Genomic DNA, 15,602 nt, shown 5'->3' with positions numbered 1-15,602 from the left:
CGGCTCTGCCGGGCCCGATGCGGTTTGCGTCCTCAACGTTTCGAAAACTTTGCGAGCCGTTCCTGCATGTCCGGGCCCGCCCCCGGACTGGTGCGGCGCTCAAAGGCCAGTCCCTCCTCAAGACCCCGGTTCAGTCCGCCATTCACCAGCTGCTTATCCATGCGCAGGGTGAACCAGGAATTCTCCAGAAAGCTTCGAGCCATCTGCCGTGCGGCGGTCGACAGCTCCGCTGCTGCCACACAGCGATTCGCGAGACCGAGTCGGACCGCCTCTGCACCCTCCACGACCCGTCCGCTGTACATGAACTCCTTGGCAGCCAGCGGCCCGATGCGGCGTGGCAGGCGCTGACTCATGCCCCAGGTAGGCGACATGCCCCATTTGCCATGGGTATCCGCAAAGCGGGCGTCGTCGGCAGCGATGAGCAGGTCGCAGGCGAGTGCGAGTTCCAGGGAGCCGGTGTAGCAGTGCCCCTGCACCGCGGCGATCACCGGCTGGGGCAGGGCTTCCAGGGCATCCAGGGTCTCGGCCTGAAAGGTCGGGGTTGGTGCACGTTCGCCGGCCTGAATCGCCTTCAGGTCGTTTCCGGCAGAGAAGGATCGTCCCTTACCGCACAGTATCACCACCCCGATCTCAGCGGTGGCGGCGGCAATGGCGTCTATGTGCGCACGCAACTCGACGAAGAGTGCAGGGGACAGTGCATTGAGCGCATCCGGTCTGTTCAGGGTGAGGGTGCACAGACCCGCATCGTCTTCGCGCAGTACCAGTGATTCCGTCATCTGTTGACCTCCCGATGATCTCCCAACTTCTGCTGCATCCGATCATAATGGATCCTGTCCCTTAACGTATCTGGAGTCTCCATGGCCCGCCCCAGGCTCGCCGTGATCGGCGGTGGCATCGCAGGCGTTTCACTGGCAGCACGCGCCGCCGCCGATTTCGACGTCACTGTGCTCGAAGCGGAATCCCAGCCCGGTTATCACAGCACCGGGCGATCCGCGGCGGTGAGCATCGAGTGTTACGAAAACGAAGTCGTGCGCGAGCTCACCCTGCCCGGAATACCCTGGCAGATTCAGTGCGGGGCGCGACAGATCGGCTGTGTAACCCTCGCTGACAGGGATCACCTCGGTATGCTCGACGGCTTTCTTGCACGCTGGCAGCCGGTATGTGAAAGCCTCGAGGAAATCAGTTTTGATGAGCTGCTGCGCTGGGTGCCGGTGATTCGTCCCGAGGCGGCGGTCCGGGTCGTGGTGGAGCGGGGAGCGCTGGCGCTGGATCCGCACGCCCTGCTCGAAAGCTTTCGCCGGATGCTGCAGAGTGCGGGTGGACGCATTGTCGGCAACGCGCGTGTCAGCCGACTCGAGCGTCACAATGGCTGCTGGCAGCTTGGCTGGAACGGCACCGGCAGCGACCCGGCCACGCTTGAAGCCGATGTGGTCGTCAATGCTGCCGGGGCCTGGGCGGATCAGATCGGCAGACTGGCGGGTGCAGAACCCCTTGGTCTGGAGCCGCGGCGGCGCACGGCGTTGCTGCTGGATACCGGTCTGAATGTCTCCGGCTGGCCCTTGCTGCATCGTGCCCAGGAAGGCCTCTACTTCAAACCCGAAGGCGGTCTGCTGATGGTGTCTCCCGCGGACGAGCATCCGGTTGCACCCTGCGATGCGCAGCCTGAAGAGCTCGATATCGCCATAGCTGTCGAACGCTTTCAGGAGACCACTACCCTGGAGGTCAAACGCCTGTCCCGAACCTGGGCTGGCCTGCGCAGCTTCCTGGCCGACGAAGTCCCGGCGGCCGGTTTCGATCCCGGGGTCGAGAATTTTTTCTGGCTGGCAGGTCAGGGCGGGTTTGGACTGCAGACGGCCCCGGGATTGAGTGAAATGGCCGCCGGTCTGCTGCGTGGCGCAGACCATCCCCTGGCGGCGGTTCTGTCCCCCGCTCGGTTTACAGCCTGAACATAAAGCCGGGTCAGAGCCCGAGAACCAGCTTTGCCATGATGTTTTTCTGCACTTCGTTGCTGCCTCCGGCAATGGAACTCGCGCGCAGGTTGAAGTAGCGCGCGAAAGCCACCTGCAGGGTCGGATCATCGGGAGAGGGGTTGCTCGCGGCAGGTGCAGTACCCGCCGGGGTCGGGCCCGTTCCGTTCGGTTCATTGTTTCCCGGCCGCGCGGCCAGCGCGGGAGCTGCGTAGTAGCTCGCACACTCCACGGCGAGTTCGGTCAGATGCTGACCGATGTCCGCGCCGAGATTCTTCATGATGGAAGACTCCGGACCCGGATTCTGGCCCTGGGAAAGCGCCGCCATGATGCGGAACTCGGTGTACTGGATGGCATCCAGACGTACCGCGGCGGCATTCAGCTTCTGTCTGAAGTCGGCTGTATCCGCCAGGCAGCCGTTCCCTGCCGGTGTCGCTGCTGCCAGGCGCCGGATCCGCTCCAGCGCGGACTGATACGCGGCAGCACCACCGCCACCGCGTTCGAATTCGAGCAGGTACTTTGCGACCGTCCAGCCCTCATGGACGCTGCCCACCACATTTCCCGCCGGAACCCGGACATTCTCGAAAAAGACCTGGTTCACCTCGTGGGTCCTCGAGGCGAACAGGATCGGCTCGACGCCGATGCCGGGCGTGTCCATGTCGATCAGCAGGAAGGTGATCCCCTGCTGGGGTTTGCCGGTACTCGCGGTGCGCACCAGGGCAAACATCCGGTTCGCGTAGTGGGCGTGAGTGGTCCAGATTTTTGAACCGTTGAGCACGAAGTGATCGCCGTCCATCCGTGCCGACAGCCGCAGCGATGCCAGGTCCGAACCGGAAGCCGGTTCGGAGTAACCCTGACACCAGTAGTCTTCCCCGGACAGAATGCGGGGCAGATAAAAGGCTTTCTGTGCCTCACTGCCGCAGCCGATCAGCATGGGCCCGCACATTCCCAGACCCATGGGTGCCAGCGAAGGAGCGCTGGCCAGGGTGGTTTCCCGGGTCCAGATGAAGCGCTGCACCAGATCCCAGCCGGTGCCGCCGTACTGTACAGGCCACGCCGGCGCGACCCAGCCCTGATCGTGAAGTATCCGATGCCAGCGGATGTTGTATTCATAGTCGAGAAAGATACCCGGACACAGGCGTTGTGCCTGGACGAGATCGGCCGGCAGATGGCGCTGCAGGAAGGCCCGGACTTCTTCCCGGAAGCGCTCGTGGGTTGAACTGAATGTCAGGTTCATTCGTGTGCCTCAATGTGCATTGCCCGACCACCAGCGTTGACAAGCTGGCGCACCGCCACTTCGAGTTCGAAAACATGGGGATCCTCGAAGCCCAGTTCCCGCAATGCGCGAGCGAGATCGAAGAGATAGTCGCTGTTGAGTCCGCTCGGCCCTTTGCTTACCGCGATCTGTTGCGCCATCTCTGCCAGAGATGTCTCGCCGAGGAAGGCATGGTTGTCCTGCCTGGCAACGTAGACCAGGCCGTGGCGTATTGAATTGTCATGATGAAACTGCAGTGGCAGTTCGTGTCGTTCATAGCCGTTCTTCTCGCGATGGTCGAGGGCGGCGAAGGTCTCGGCAGCGGTAGCGGCATCCACCAGGTAGGCCATGCCGTCACAGTACGCGGCTGGCGCTTCGATGAGGGTAACCACGCGCCCCGGCTGCGAGGGCATGCCGCGGTGGTCGTGTGAGCCCTGCCAGAAGCGTCGACTCCAGCCCCGCAGTTGCGCCGGTCGCCGCTCGATGTAGTCGATGTCCGGTCGCCAGATCAGAGAACCGTAGCCGAACAGCCACTGGTGGGCCGAAGACATGCCTCAGGCGAGTCCTTTCGAGACATCGAAGGCCCGTCGGGTTTCTGCCTGCAGGGACGGATTGAGCAGGTATTCTGCGGCGGTCAGCGCCAGTGTCCGGGCACCGTCCAGCGCCGCGGCATCACCCATTTCGGAGCCTGCCCAGGTTGCGAAGTCGGGATGATGTATCACCACGTTGCGCGGTGCGCTGGCGATCATCGGATGTATGGACGGTACCCGGTAGCTGACATTGCCCATATCCGTGCTGCCGGCGCCGCCGAACTGCTCGGGGGTCAGGAAGGCGCGACCGAGTGATTCGCCATGCTTCTGGAAGCAATGGGCAAGGGGCCAGTTGGTATTGAGATCCAGGTAGTCGACGTCCGCCCACTTCACCTCGAGGTCTGCGCCGCTGCCTTTTGCACCGGCTTCAAAGCAGCCCTGCACCCGGGGTTTGAGTGCGGCCAGCGCCTTTTCATCCGCGGCGCGCACATAGAAGAGTCCCGCAGCCCGATCCGGCACGATGTTCGGGGCAGCACCACCCTCGGTGACGATGCCATGAATGCGCTCCACATCTCTGATGTGCTGCCGCAGATTGGAGATGGCCTGATAGGCGAGCAGCAGCCCGTCGAGTGCGTTGATTCCGCGATGGGGCATGGCAGAGGCGTGGGCCGAGCGGCCGTGGTAGATCACCTGCACTTCGGCAACACAGATACAGGGCATGGTGGTGAGGTTCACCCCGGCGGGATGAATCATCATCGCGGCGTCGACCCCGTCGAAAGCGCCCGCCCGGGCCATGAGCTCCTTGCCGCCACCCTGTTCTTCGGCTGGTGTGCCGAGCAGACGGATGGTGCCTGGCAGTCGCTGCGCCAGTGGGGCCAGAGCAAGAAAAGCACCCAGTGCAGCCGTGGCAATCAGATTGTGGCCACAGGCATGACCGATACCCGGCAGCGCATCGTATTCCGCGAGCACTGCGACGGTAGGGCCTGGATTGCCTTCGGGCAGATCGGCCTCGAAAGCCGTCGGAAGTGTGTAGACGTTGCGATTGGACTCGATGCCCTGTTTCGCCAGTGTGTCGCAGAGCAGTCCGGCGGCACGATGTTCCTTGAAGGCCAGCTCCGGATGGGCGTGGATCTCGTGGGAGACGGCCAGGAGTTGTTCACTCAGCTCAGCCACGGTGGCGAGGATCGTGTCACGGATCCCGGCAGGAAGCTGATAGGTCGCCACTTGAATACCTCTGCTGGAGCGACAAAAGACGAGGGGTATTATGCAGCAATGGATCGGCGGAGCCATTGTTGCGGCTCAGTGGCTGGATTCCAGGAATCTCCGGAAGGCTTATGGCGTTGTATGCGGAACTCTGGGACCATCCGGCAGAATAAGGATGAGAGGAGAACACAGCCATGGCCTACCAGTACCAGCTGCTCAACGTAGAAACCGAAGGCCGTCTGGCCTGGGTAACGGTTGCAAATCCTCCGATCAATCTGATCACGGTGGAGCTGTTTGCGGAGCTCGCGGCGCTCAGCACAGAACTTGCCCAGGATCCGGCGCTCACCGTAGTGGTGATGAAGAGTTCGAATGCGGATTTCTTCCTCGCCCACTTCGATGTAGCGGCCATTCTGGCGTTCCCCACCGACCAGCCGGCAGTCCGGGATACCCGGCTCAACGACTACCACCAGATGTGTGAGCGTTTCCACACCATGGACAAAGTCACCATCGCCCAGATCGAAGGCCGGGTGGGTGGGGGTGGCAGCGAACTGGCGGCCAGCTTCGACATGCGCTTCGGCGTCCGCGGCAGGACACGCATCAATCAGATGGAAGTCCCGCTCGGCATATTGCCCGGTGGCACCGGCACCCAGCGGCTGCCGCGCCTGGTCGGGCGAGGCCGCGCGCTGGAAATCATACTGGCCGGGGAAGATCTGGATGCGGATACCGCCGAGCGCTGGGGCTATCTCAACCGCATCTATGCCGCGGACGAGATCGGCCCTGCGGTTGCTGCGCTGGCGCGGCGCATCGCCTCTTTTCCGGTGGACGCGGTGCGTCTGGCCAAAGAGTCAGTGACAGCCGCCGAGAAACCTCTGGAGGAAGGACTCCTTGATGAAGCCCATCTGTTTCAGAAGCTGCTGCGTACCGAGAGCGCCCAGAACAACATGCGGAAGTTTCTGGAGATCGGTGGCCAGACCCGGGAAGGAGAACTCCGGGTGGATGAACTCTCCCGCAGACTCGGTGAGTAAGTCCGGCGCTGCTCAGACGATGCGCGACTTCGTTTTAGCCCAGTAGGCGTCCTTGATCAGCCGCTTGTAGAGTTTGCCGGTGGGCAGTCTCGGCAGCTCGGCCATGAAGTCCACACTGCGCGGGCATTTGAAGCGCGCGATGTGTTCCCGGGCGTAGGCCAGAATCTCCTCGGCGATCTCATCGCCCGGGGTCTGATCCGCCGCCAGCTGCACCACCGCCTTCACCTCCTCTCCCATCTCCTCATTGGGAACCCCCACCACGGCAACATCGGCGATCTTCGGATGCATGATGAGTACGTCTTCGATCTCCTGGGGATAAATGTTCACACCGCCTGAAATGATCATGAAGGTGGCGCGGTCGGTCAGGTAGAGAAATCCATCCTTGTCCATGTAACCCACATCACCCAGTGCGCTCCAGTTGGCGTGCTGGGGATGCTGGGCACTGCGGGTCTTTTCCGGATCCTTGAGGTACTCGAAGGGCATCTGGGGCAGTTCGAAATACACCAGTCCCGGTTCCCCGACAGGCAGTTCGGCGCCTTCCTCGTTGCAGATATGCAGGGTGCCGATCACCGGCCGCCCCACAGTGCCCGGATGGGCGAGCCATTCCTCAGGTGTGGTGTGGGTCAGTCCGTTGAGTTCGGTACCACCGTAGTACTCATAGAGAATGGGCCCCCACCAGTCGAACATCTGCTGCTTGATGCCCGCCGGGCAGGGTGCGGCCGCGTGAATGGCCACCTTGTGGCTCGACAGATCGAAACCTTCCCGATCTTCCGGCGGCAGTTTGAGCATGCGGGTGAACATGGTAGGCACCCACTGGCTGTGGGTGACCTTGAAGCGTTCGATGGCGCGCAGTGCGCCGATTTCATCGAAGCGGGGCATCATGATCACGGTGCCACCCAGCGCCTGTACCGCCGTGCAGAAGCCGATCGGCGCCGAGTGGTAAAGGGGGGCGGGAGACAGATAGACGGTGTCTGTGCCGAATCCCCACAGGGCTTTCTGCAGCGCGCCGACCGGACCGGCATCCTGATGAATCTTCAGGCCGGTGAGCGGACGCAGTATACCCTTCGGCCGGCCGGTAGTGCCTGAGCTGTAGAGCATGAACGCTCCCGCGGGCTCGTCATCCAGCACCTTGGCCGGGAAGCTGGCGAGCGTGGCTTCATAGTCCTCATAACCCGCGGCGGCATTCCCGACCATCAGCCAGCGTTTGCAGCCGGGTGCAAAGCGGGGCAGTTCGACAGCGATCTCGGAGAGTGCAGCAGAAGTAACCAGCGCCTGTGCTTCGCAGTTGTCGAGAATGTAGCCGGCTTCTTCGTCTGTGAGGTAGCGATTGATGGTGGTGATATACAGGCCCGAGCGCAGCGCCGCCCATATCACCTCGAAGTAGCTCAGATTGTTTTCCATGAACACCGCAACGTGATCGCCGCTGCGTAACCCGTCTGCCCAGAAAAGCTGAGCGAGCCGGTTGGAGCGGTCATTGAGCTCCCGATAGGTCAGTGATGCGCCAGTGTCCGAATTCAGCGCAGCGACCTTGTCGGGAAACTGGCGCGCCCACTTGCCTGGATACATCTGTGATCTCCCCCGCTGCGATGATGCTGGCCCGAGCATACTGCGAGCGGGAGGCTCGGAACAGTCAGTCGGCTTCAGCGGCGATCGGCCAGAATCCGCATTGCCTGGTCGGTGGTGAAGAACACGCTGCCGGTCAGGCGGAGAATCAGCTCGGTGCCTTCCAGCTGCTCCATCACCGGATTTTTCACATCGGACAGATGCAGCGTGATGCCCATCTGCTCAAGGTTCGCGTTCATCCGATCGAGCATCTCCACCCCTGTGACGTCGATCAGATTGACCGCGCTGCACACGAGCAGCACATGGCGGGTGCCCGGGCGCCGCTGCACGATTTTCAGCAGTTTGTTTTCCACCTGGTTTGAATTGGCGAAGAACAGACTCTCATCGATGCGGATGGCGGCGATGTGCGGGAATGTCTCCACGTCGTAGCGCTTGGCCGCCCGGAAATGCTCCGTGTTGCCGATGCGTCCAACGATGGAGATGTGGGGTCTGCTGACCCTGCGCACGAAAAAGGCGATGGAGAGACTCACTCCGGTGATGAGGCCTGCTTCGACGCCGAACATGAGAACCGTGAGCAGCGTGGCGATCTCGGTAATGGAATCATTGCGATAGACGCGCCAGTGAGCCCTCACCGATGCCACATCGATCAGCCCGAACACCGACACGATCACGATGGCGGCGAGCGCAGCGTGGGGCAGCAGGGTGAAGGCGGGCATGAACAACAGCAGAGTCAGCACGATCACTCCCATGCACACCACAGAACTGATCTGGGTCCTCGCGCCGGACTGATAGTTCACTGAGGAGCGGGTGAAACTGCCGGCCACCGGATAGGCGCCGGTGAAGGCGGCGCTGATATTGGCGGCGCCCAGCGCAATGAGCTCCTGGTTGCTGTTGATGCGGGTCCGTTCTCTTGTCGCGAGTGTCGTACCGATGGAGAAACTCTCCACGTATGAGACCAGGGCGATCATGGTCGAGGTGGGCAGCAGATCGGTCCAGAGATCGAGATCGAAGGGTGGCAGGGTGAAAGCAGGCAGGCCACCGGGAATGGTACCGATCACGGCAACATCCCAGACCTCGTGTATGTTTCCCAGCGACACGGCGAGAGCGGCTGCCACCGCAACAGCCAGGGGGCCAAGGCGGGTCAGGGGATGATCGGCGGCGATCTGAATACCGAGCAGACCCAGGAAGCCGGCGAGACGCCGGGTAACAAGCCACATCAGTCCGGCACTAAAGAGTCCGATAACGAGACTTGCGGGATTGATCTGGTCGATGTTTTCGGCAAGCTGAATCAGGCGCTGCAGGGGGTTCTGATCCGCTTCGCTGGCGATGCCGGTCAGGGGCCCCAGCTGACTGATGATGATGAGCAGCGCGGCGGCGTTGACGAAGCCGATGATCACCGGGTGGCTCAGCAGGTTTACCACACCCCCCATGTTGGAGACCCGCAGCAGCCAGAGAATGATGCCGCACTGCAGACAGAGGATGGTGGTGATACCCAGATAGGCGTCGCTGTAGGCGGGCGCATGTTCGCCGACAGCGGCGGCCACCATCAGAGCGGCTACCGCCACAGGTCCGACCACCAGTTTCTTCGAAGAACCCAGCATGGCGTAGATCAGCATGGGTGCGAGGCAGGCGTACAGACCCGCCTGGGGGGGCAGTCCGGCGAGGAAGGCGTAGGCGATCGCCTGGGGAACCGTGATCATGCCGACGATGACACCGGCGATCAGATCATGGGGGAAATCCGACTTTCTGTAGTCGCGCACGACATCCAGGATCGGCAGATAGCTGCGCCAGTTTTTGACCCGGAGTTCGAACGCCAAGAGAGGAGACCCATGCCTTTAGGCGTACGCATTGTACTGGGTATTGTTTATCCTTTCTCACGACGGGCTCACATCGGGCATCGTAAGAGGAGGGGACAAAGCATGAATACCCGGGCGGCGGGCGCAGCAGCGCTATGACAATTGCTACTCAACCCTGGCTGGATCTGGTCGTTGAAGACGTGATCGAGCCCGAGCGGCCTATCTGCGATCCGCACCACCACCTCTGGGATCACCCGGACAGTCGCTATCTTCTGGATGAGCTCCTTGCGGACACCGGTGGTGGACCGGGTGACGCCAGACACAATGTGGTCAGCACCGTCTTCGTCGAATGCAGCAGCATGTACCGCCTGGATGGGCCGGAAGCGCTGCGCCCGGTGGGCGAAACCGAGTTCGTCAATGGCGTGGCAGCGATGTCGGCCAGCGGTGCATACGGCGCGACCCGGGCCTGTGCCGGTATCGTCGGCTTTGCTGATCTGACCCTCGGTGCTGCGGTGGCGGAGGTGCTCGACGCGCATCTCCGGGCCAGTCCCAGATTTCGAGGCATCCGCCACGCGGCCGGCTGGGACGCCAGCCCGGCGGTGCGCAATTCACACACAAACCCCTTCGAACACCTGCTGCTGGATCCCGACTTCCGCGCGGGTTTCGCCGAGCTGGGTCCACGAGGGATGACATTCGATGCCTGGCTGTACCATCCCCAGATTCCTGAACTGATCGATCTCGCGCGGGCCTTTCCGGAGACCACCATCATCCTCGATCACTTCGGTGGTCCGCTGGGTATCGGACCCTATGCCGCCCGCAGGGAGGAGATCTTCGAGAACTGGAAATCCGACATCCGGAAACTCGCGGAATGCAGCAATGTGGTTGCCAAGCTCGGCGGGCTGGTGATGCCGGTGAATGGATTCGGATTCCACAAACTCCCGGCACCGCCGGATTCGGATGCCATAGTTGCGGCGACCGGCCGCTATCATCTGCACGCGATCGAGTGCTTCGGCGCGGACCGCTGCATGTTCGAGAGCAATTTCCCGGTGGACAAGCAGAGTTGCTCCTATCCGGTGCTGTGGAATGCCTTTAAAAAACTCGTTTCCGGGGCGTCCGCCGCGGAGAAAGACGCGCTCTTCCACGATACCGCGGCCCGCGTCTATCGGTTGAGTGATACCACAGACTCGACCGGCAGCCGGTACTGAGGCAGCGGGAAATGCGCGAAGCCCTGTGGCGGTCTTTCAGTCACCTGATTGCCGTTCCCTGGGTGAGCCGTATCGCGCTGCGCCTAGCCACCCTGATCGATCGACCCCTGATGCGTGTCAGTGACGGGCGCTGGCGGCTGAGCTTCATTATTCCCTGTGTCCTCATCGAGTGCCGCGGTGCGCGCAGTGGTCTCCTGCGCGAGGTCCCCCTGCTGTGTGTGCCGGATGGTGAAGATCTGCTGGTAGTCGGCTCCAATGGTGGTGCAGAACGGGAGCCTGCCTGGTGTGCGAATCTGCGGGCATTTCCGGAGATTCAGGCCAGGTACTCGGGGCAGGAAATGGGTCTGCGCGCGGTCGAACTCGAGGGGGCGCAGCGCGCAAGAGCCTGGCGGCTCGCCACAGACGCCTATCCGGGTTATGTGCGCTACCAGGCGCGCCTGTCGCGACAGATTCCGCTGTTCCGATTGAGCCGATCAGAGGCACCCTGACGCCGGGATCTGCGCGTGCTCAGCCGTGCAGCAGATTAGCCTCGTCAATCATAGTACGCGGGTGCCTTCTTCAGGGTGTCCGCCAGTGCCTTTTCATGCTCGATCCACAGCGTCGCGCCGGTCTCCACCAGGAGTGCTTCAACTTTGTCCATGGCGGCGAAAGTCTGCTCGGCACTGAAGTTGAAAACAGGAGCCCGACGCAGTGTGCGGCTTTCACGGAAGTGATAGAGATCGCCGGAAAGCATGAGCCGACCCGTATTCGCGAGATTCAGCAGCAGTGTCTGGTGTCCGGGTGTGTGACCCGGTGCACTGATGAGCATCACGCTGCCGTCGCCGAAAACGTCGTGGTCTCCGCTGAGCAACCGGCGTTCACTTTCGGCCAGCCCGAGATAGAGATCAGGTTGAAACAGCTCTGTGTTCTTATCGACGAAGCCTGACTGATACTCGGTAGTCTGTATCAGCAGTTTCGCTGTGGTGAACAGATTCGCGGCTCCCACGTGATCGAAGTGCAGGTGGGAAAAGGCGATCAGATCAATGTCTGAGGGTGCCAGCCCCATGCCGGCGAGCTGATCCACGATTGAACTTTCGTAGCGCATGACAGCGCCGGGTTCCATTTCCACATCGCCCTGCCCCGCGAGGGCAACCGGCAATCCCGCATCCCAGAGCAGACGGCCTTGCGGGTGTTCAATGAGGTAACAGGGCACGAACAGTTCGCGCACCGGGGTCTCTTCGCTGGTGAGACCGAAAAGGGTGACATCGTCCAGTTTCAGACTGCCGCAGTCGAAAACATACAGCCGCAGATTGTCTGTCGCTGCCTGGCTGGCGGCGGCCGGCAGGGCAGCAAGCAGCATCGAGCAGAACAGCACGGCGATGACAGGTCTCTGGCTCATGAATGGCCCCCCGGTGAATAAATACCAGCAGATCCGCAAATGCGGTCGCGCCCGCCGAGTGAGCCGATCAGGGCACGAACCAGATCGGCGATGACCAGGCGCGCTCCTGGATGGTGGCATGCAGGCTGGCTCGCGGCGGCACCCCGGCCCGGATGGCGTCCCAGGTCGACCAGCGGCAGGTCGGGTTTTCGAGTGCGCGTACATAGTAGAAGGCGCGCTGGGCGGCGTCGAAGTCCGGATCCTGCCATAAAGTGCTCAACTCGCCCGCCCCCCGATCTTGGGTGAAGCTGCAGTCCGTCAGATCCACCTGCGCTCCGTTGTCCGGGCAGCGCCGGGTGGCGGGATCCACACTCAGTCCATCCGAGCAGGCGACATCGAATACCTGCTCCGCACGCTCACCATTTTCGTACCAGCCCTTGATCACCTGCAGGCGCTGCAGCGGCGCCGAGTCCGGGTCCCGTGCGGCGGACACGAAGAAGGTTGGCTGCTTGTCCATGTCACGCATCAGGTCTCCGCCCATGCTGACCGCGCTGTCGTAGAGTTTTGTGATGCGGGCAACGTCGTCGACGATGCCTGCGGGAAGATCATAACCCGCAAAGAAGCGCACACGGATTCTCGGCCCGGTGGTGGCGAAGGTTTCCTTGCGGCGGAAGGCATCGTAGAGCGCGTCACGGGTATTGGATTCCGCCCACACACCGGCAAGTCCCGAAGCACTCCAGTCCTGGAAGCCGCCGATGTCTCCGCCGACATAGCGGTCGCCGTTCGCAGCGGGTTCCGGCATGGGCACCGAACCGCGCAGCACGGGCGTGGAATCCACGATGCCGACCTTGCTCCAGTAGTTCGCTTCGTCGAAGGAACCGGCACCGACATGGGTGTCACTGGAGCCGATGAGCCCGAAGCGATAAGGATTGAAGCCCTGGCTGGCTTCCATTGCCAGGCCGTTCAGATAGGCCTCGCGCACGTAACTGCCCTCGGGCCGGCTGGGCAGGACTGTGGCGATCTTCACCTGCATGAGTTCGAAGTCGGCCCATTCGTCGTTGGGTGACAACAGGGGATGTGTGTCCGAGGTGCCTTTCACCTGGGTGATCTCAACCAGGGGCTCGTTGCGCATGCGCTGATCTGCATAGGCGCTGTCCATGGGTGAGCCATCGGTCTGGGTGAGTTCAAACATCAGACCATCGGAACCGTTGGAATTATGGGGAATGGCGAGGGCTTCAATGCCGTTTTCCCGCTGTGCGTCCAGCCAGTCCCAGAGGTCCTCGGGATTGGACGAATCCATGCTCGAAAAGGGGATGGTCGGGCCTGCGTCACGGAACACCACATTGCGATGCAGGTTTTCCCGCTCCGCGCCCGAAGCGGTGTATTCGTAGGCAATGAAGGTGGTGAAGGTGCCCGGATCGTTGTGCCGCTCTGCTGCGGCGATGGTGTCATCCCAGGCGCTGCGGACCACGTTCAGATCGAGCAGATCATCTTCTCCGTCGAGCTGCTTGCGCAGGTAGGGGAACATGCCCTGGAAGGCCTGAGTACGATCTGCCGCGGTCTTCGCTTCGCGAATGGCCACCGCCACCGGATGCTGACCGGCTTTGGTTTCGGGACGATTCATCTCGGGCAGCATGCCCATGTACATGGCGTGGTCTGTCACCCCGAGGAAGTCGAGCGGCTTCTTCAGACGCATGTCGAATCCGCCGGGATGGGCGAGGGCGGCACCCTTGGCGTATTCATACGCGGTGTCGGGTGTCGAGCGGGTACCGAAGATGAAGGCGTCGAAGGAGAGCTGGGTATGCACGTGCAGGTCGCCGAAGTAGGCGTTGCGCTCAGGATTTGCGGTGATCGCTGCGGTGGGTGCAGGCGTTTTCGCTGCAGGCGCGGGTGTTGAAGGCGGCGGAGCCGCGGCATCTTCCGTGCAGGCGCTCAGCAGCAACAGTATCGCGATGACAGGAATGATCTGTCTCATAATTTCCCCCCCGGGAAGTGAAAGGCTGCAGTGATCCTAGGCAGTCCGGGAGCAAGTATCAATGTCCGGCTATCCGAACAGGACATAGATGCCCAGCTGCACGGTTATGAGTCCCAGCGCCCACCAGCGGATGTCGCGCCAGCCCGATTGATCCGGAGCGTCCTCGAAGATCCGCCGTTTCGGAAACAGGAAGACGGCGCTGCCGATGCCGACGAAGAGCACGACGGTGATCGCATTCGCCCACCACAGGGGCAGTGTCTGGACCCACTCAACCACGTCCATACACCAGTCGATCGAGCAGGTCGGGGCTCAGCTTCCGGGTCCGATAACTGCTCAGCCAGAGTATGAGCAGCGAACTGCAGAAGGTGAGAAAGGCGACATAGAGCATGTTCATACCGTTGTACATGAGTATGGCTGCCACGATGAGGCCGGACACGAGGGTCAGCAGCCCGCCGGCTGGTGTCACATGTCGGGTGAAGGCGCCGAGCACCAGCAGGGCGAGCATGGGACCCTGAAACAGCGACAGCAGCGTCTGCAGGAACGCGTAGATACCTCCGAACTCACCGATGTAAGGCGCAAAAGACATTCCGCAGAGCAGAATGACCAGGGTCAACCAGCGTCCGATGCGCAGCTCGTCTTTGCTGTCGGCGTTTTTCAGCAGCACGCCACGGATGTCACGGGTGATCATCAGGGCCGTAGAGTTGATGCCGGAATCAATGGACGACTGCAGCGCGGCGATCAGCGCAATGAACATCAGCCCGGACAGGCCTGGCGGCAGTACGTTCTTCACGACCCAGGGCAGCGCCATGTCCGGGTATTCGATGTTGGCATGCATCACCAGGGCCAGCAGACCGGGAAACACGATGAGCAGGGGAATGAGGGTCTTGGCGATGGCGGCGAACATCATCGAGGCGCTCGCATCCCACTGGGTTCTTGCGCCCAGAGTGCGCTGCAGGATTGCCTGACCACCACACCAGTACGCGGGTGACAGCACGATGGCGAGCCCCAGCAGCACACCCGGCCAGGGGAAGTCGGCATGGTCCGCCGGCAGATAGGCCTGCAGGTGAGTGGGATTTTCACCGATGAGCACCTGACCGAAAGCGCTCGCACCACCGGCGTCGTTGATACCCAGTGCGACGATGGCGATTCCGCCGAGAAACATGATCACCACCTGCAGGGCATCGGTGTACGCGACCGCAGCCAGGCCACCGGAGATGCTGTAAAGACCCACCACGGTGCCGGTCACGACGATGCCCACCCAGATCGGCCAGTCGAGATAGGACTGCAGGGTCAGCGCGATCGCCCAGAGTGCAACGGCAATCGCAAACAGGGCAAAGGTGCTGGCAATCACGGCCGCGAGTACCCGCACGGGCTGGTTGTAGCGCAATCCCAGATATTCCGGAATCGAGTACACGCCCGCCCGCCAGTACAGAGGAATGAAGACCAGTGATGCGAGGATCATCGCAGGAATCGCGCCGATCCATTCGAAGTTGGCCTGAGCGATGCCTACACGGTAAGCGCCACCGGATGCTCCGACATAGTCGTTGGCGCCTATGTTGGTGCCGATGATGGAAAGGCCGATGACCCACCAGGTCAGGGAGCGGCCGGCGAGAAAGTAGTCCCGCGCATCGTGTACCCGGGTGCTGATCCTTAAACCCACAGCCACAATGATGACCAGATAGGCGATGATGATCGTCAGATCGAATGGATGCACTGGCAGGAAAAC

Annotated in this window: 14 protein-coding genes; 4 read left to right on the top strand and 10 right to left on the bottom strand. The window is 62.0% G+C overall.

Features of this window, described 5'->3' with window-relative positions; translation table 11 throughout:
• Positions 1-32: 32 nt before the first annotated feature.
• Complete coding sequence (locus tag R3E82_14180) at positions 33-776, bottom strand: enoyl-CoA hydratase/isomerase family protein (protein MEZ5552040.1); 744 nt, start codon at positions 774-776, stop codon at positions 33-35.
• 81 nt (positions 777-857) lie between these two features.
• On the opposite strand from R3E82_14180, the gene R3E82_14175 reads away from it, so the two are divergent.
• On the top strand, positions 858-1,946 hold the full coding sequence (locus R3E82_14175) for an FAD-dependent oxidoreductase (GenBank protein MEZ5552039.1): 1,089 nt from the start codon (positions 858-860) through the stop codon (positions 1,944-1,946).
• A gap of 13 nt (positions 1,947-1,959) precedes the next feature.
• On the opposite strand, the gene R3E82_14170 is transcribed toward R3E82_14175, so the two are convergent.
• From R3E82_14170 to R3E82_14160, 3 genes are read right to left on the bottom strand one after another with little or no spacing between them, the layout of a single operon-like run.
• Positions 1,960-3,204: an acyl-CoA dehydrogenase family protein gene (locus R3E82_14170; protein ID MEZ5552038.1), complete on the bottom strand. Its 1,245-nt coding sequence runs from the start codon at positions 3,202-3,204 to the stop codon at positions 1,960-1,962.
• Complete coding sequence (locus R3E82_14165) at positions 3,201-3,773, bottom strand: gamma-glutamylcyclotransferase (protein MEZ5552037.1); 573 nt, start codon at positions 3,771-3,773, stop codon at positions 3,201-3,203. Before R3E82_14165 ends, R3E82_14170 begins: the two co-directional genes overlap by 4 nt.
• Before the next feature lie 3 nt (positions 3,774-3,776).
• Positions 3,777-4,976 carry a M20 family metallopeptidase gene (locus R3E82_14160; protein ID MEZ5552036.1) on the bottom strand — a complete coding sequence of 400 codons (1,200 nt, stop codon included), beginning with the start codon at positions 4,974-4,976 and terminating at the stop codon, positions 3,777-3,779.
• Positions 4,977-5,149: 173 nt separating this feature from the next.
• Between R3E82_14160 and R3E82_14155 the strand changes: the two genes are divergently transcribed.
• Positions 5,150-5,980, top strand: a complete 831-nt coding sequence (locus R3E82_14155; protein ID MEZ5552035.1) for an enoyl-CoA hydratase/isomerase family protein — start codon at positions 5,150-5,152, stop codon at positions 5,978-5,980.
• Positions 5,981-5,992: 12 nt separating this feature from the next.
• Here the strand turns inward: R3E82_14155 and R3E82_14150 are convergent, their stop codons facing one another.
• Together R3E82_14150 and sulP are read right to left on the bottom strand one after the other, a co-directional pair.
• Positions 5,993-7,546, bottom strand: coding sequence for an acyl-CoA synthetase (locus R3E82_14150; protein ID MEZ5552034.1), 1,554 nt, complete (start codon positions 7,544-7,546; stop codon positions 5,993-5,995).
• Between the two features lie 74 nt (positions 7,547-7,620).
• Positions 7,621-9,360, bottom strand: coding sequence for a sulfate permease (gene sulP / locus R3E82_14145; protein MEZ5552033.1), 1,740 nt, complete (start codon positions 9,358-9,360; stop codon positions 7,621-7,623).
• A 134-nt stretch (positions 9,361-9,494) separates the two neighbouring features.
• Between sulP and R3E82_14140 the strand changes: the two genes are divergently transcribed.
• On the top strand, positions 9,495-10,544 hold the full coding sequence (locus tag R3E82_14140; GenBank protein MEZ5552032.1) for an amidohydrolase family protein: 1,050 nt from the start codon (positions 9,495-9,497) through the stop codon (positions 10,542-10,544).
• Between the two features lie 11 nt (positions 10,545-10,555).
• Positions 10,556-11,032 (top strand): nitroreductase/quinone reductase family protein, encoded by a 477-nt coding sequence (locus R3E82_14135; GenBank protein MEZ5552031.1) that lies wholly within the window; start codon positions 10,556-10,558, stop codon positions 11,030-11,032.
• Positions 11,033-11,076: 44 nt separating this feature from the next.
• Here R3E82_14135 and R3E82_14130 read toward each other — a convergent pair whose 3' ends face one another.
• From R3E82_14130 to R3E82_14115, 4 genes are all read right to left on the bottom strand, one after another.
• Complete coding sequence (locus R3E82_14130) at positions 11,077-11,922, bottom strand: N-acyl homoserine lactonase family protein (GenBank protein ID MEZ5552030.1); 846 nt, start codon at positions 11,920-11,922, stop codon at positions 11,077-11,079.
• Positions 11,923-11,989: 67 nt separating this feature from the next.
• Positions 11,990-13,876 carry a DUF3604 domain-containing protein gene (locus R3E82_14125; protein ID MEZ5552029.1) on the bottom strand — a complete coding sequence of 629 codons (1,887 nt, stop codon included), beginning with the start codon at positions 13,874-13,876 and terminating at the stop codon, positions 11,990-11,992.
• Positions 13,877-13,945: 69 nt separating this feature from the next.
• Positions 13,946-14,152, bottom strand: a complete 207-nt coding sequence (locus R3E82_14120; protein MEZ5552028.1) for a hypothetical protein — start codon at positions 14,150-14,152, stop codon at positions 13,946-13,948.
• Positions 14,145-15,590, bottom strand: a complete 1,446-nt coding sequence (locus tag R3E82_14115) for a sodium/solute symporter (protein ID MEZ5552027.1) — start codon at positions 15,588-15,590, stop codon at positions 14,145-14,147. Before R3E82_14115 ends, R3E82_14120 begins: the two co-directional genes overlap by 8 nt.
• Between the last annotated feature and the right edge of the window lie 12 nt (positions 15,591-15,602).

The sequence above is a fragment of the Pseudomonadales bacterium genome (assembly GCA_041395945.1).
Classification (GTDB): Bacteria; Pseudomonadota; Gammaproteobacteria; order Pseudomonadales; family Azotimanducaceae; genus SZUA-309.
This window is presented reverse-complemented; position numbering and strand designations above follow the sequence as displayed.

Coding starts and splice junctions, on each gene's coding strand:
- R3E82_14180 (MEZ5552040.1), bottom strand. CDS start 776: ATGACGGAATCACTGGTACTGCGCGAAGACGATGCGGGTCTGTGCACC.
- R3E82_14175 (MEZ5552039.1), top strand. CDS start 858: ATGGCCCGCCCCAGGCTCGCCGTGATCGGCGGTGGCATCGCAGGCGTT.
- R3E82_14170 (MEZ5552038.1), bottom strand. CDS start 3,204: ATGAACCTGACATTCAGTTCAACCCACGAGCGCTTCCGGGAAGAAGTC.
- R3E82_14165 (MEZ5552037.1), bottom strand. CDS start 3,773: ATGTCTTCGGCCCACCAGTGGCTGTTCGGCTACGGTTCTCTGATCTGG.
- R3E82_14155 (MEZ5552035.1), top strand. CDS start 5,150: ATGGCCTACCAGTACCAGCTGCTCAACGTAGAAACCGAAGGCCGTCTG.
- R3E82_14150 (MEZ5552034.1), bottom strand. CDS start 7,546: ATGTATCCAGGCAAGTGGGCGCGCCAGTTTCCCGACAAGGTCGCTGCG.
- R3E82_14140 (MEZ5552032.1), top strand. CDS start 9,495: ATGACAATTGCTACTCAACCCTGGCTGGATCTGGTCGTTGAAGACGTG.
- R3E82_14135 (MEZ5552031.1), top strand. CDS start 10,556: ATGCGCGAAGCCCTGTGGCGGTCTTTCAGTCACCTGATTGCCGTTCCC.
- R3E82_14130 (MEZ5552030.1), bottom strand. CDS start 11,922: ATGAGCCAGAGACCTGTCATCGCCGTGCTGTTCTGCTCGATGCTGCTT.
- R3E82_14125 (MEZ5552029.1), bottom strand. CDS start 13,876: ATGAGACAGATCATTCCTGTCATCGCGATACTGTTGCTGCTGAGCGCC.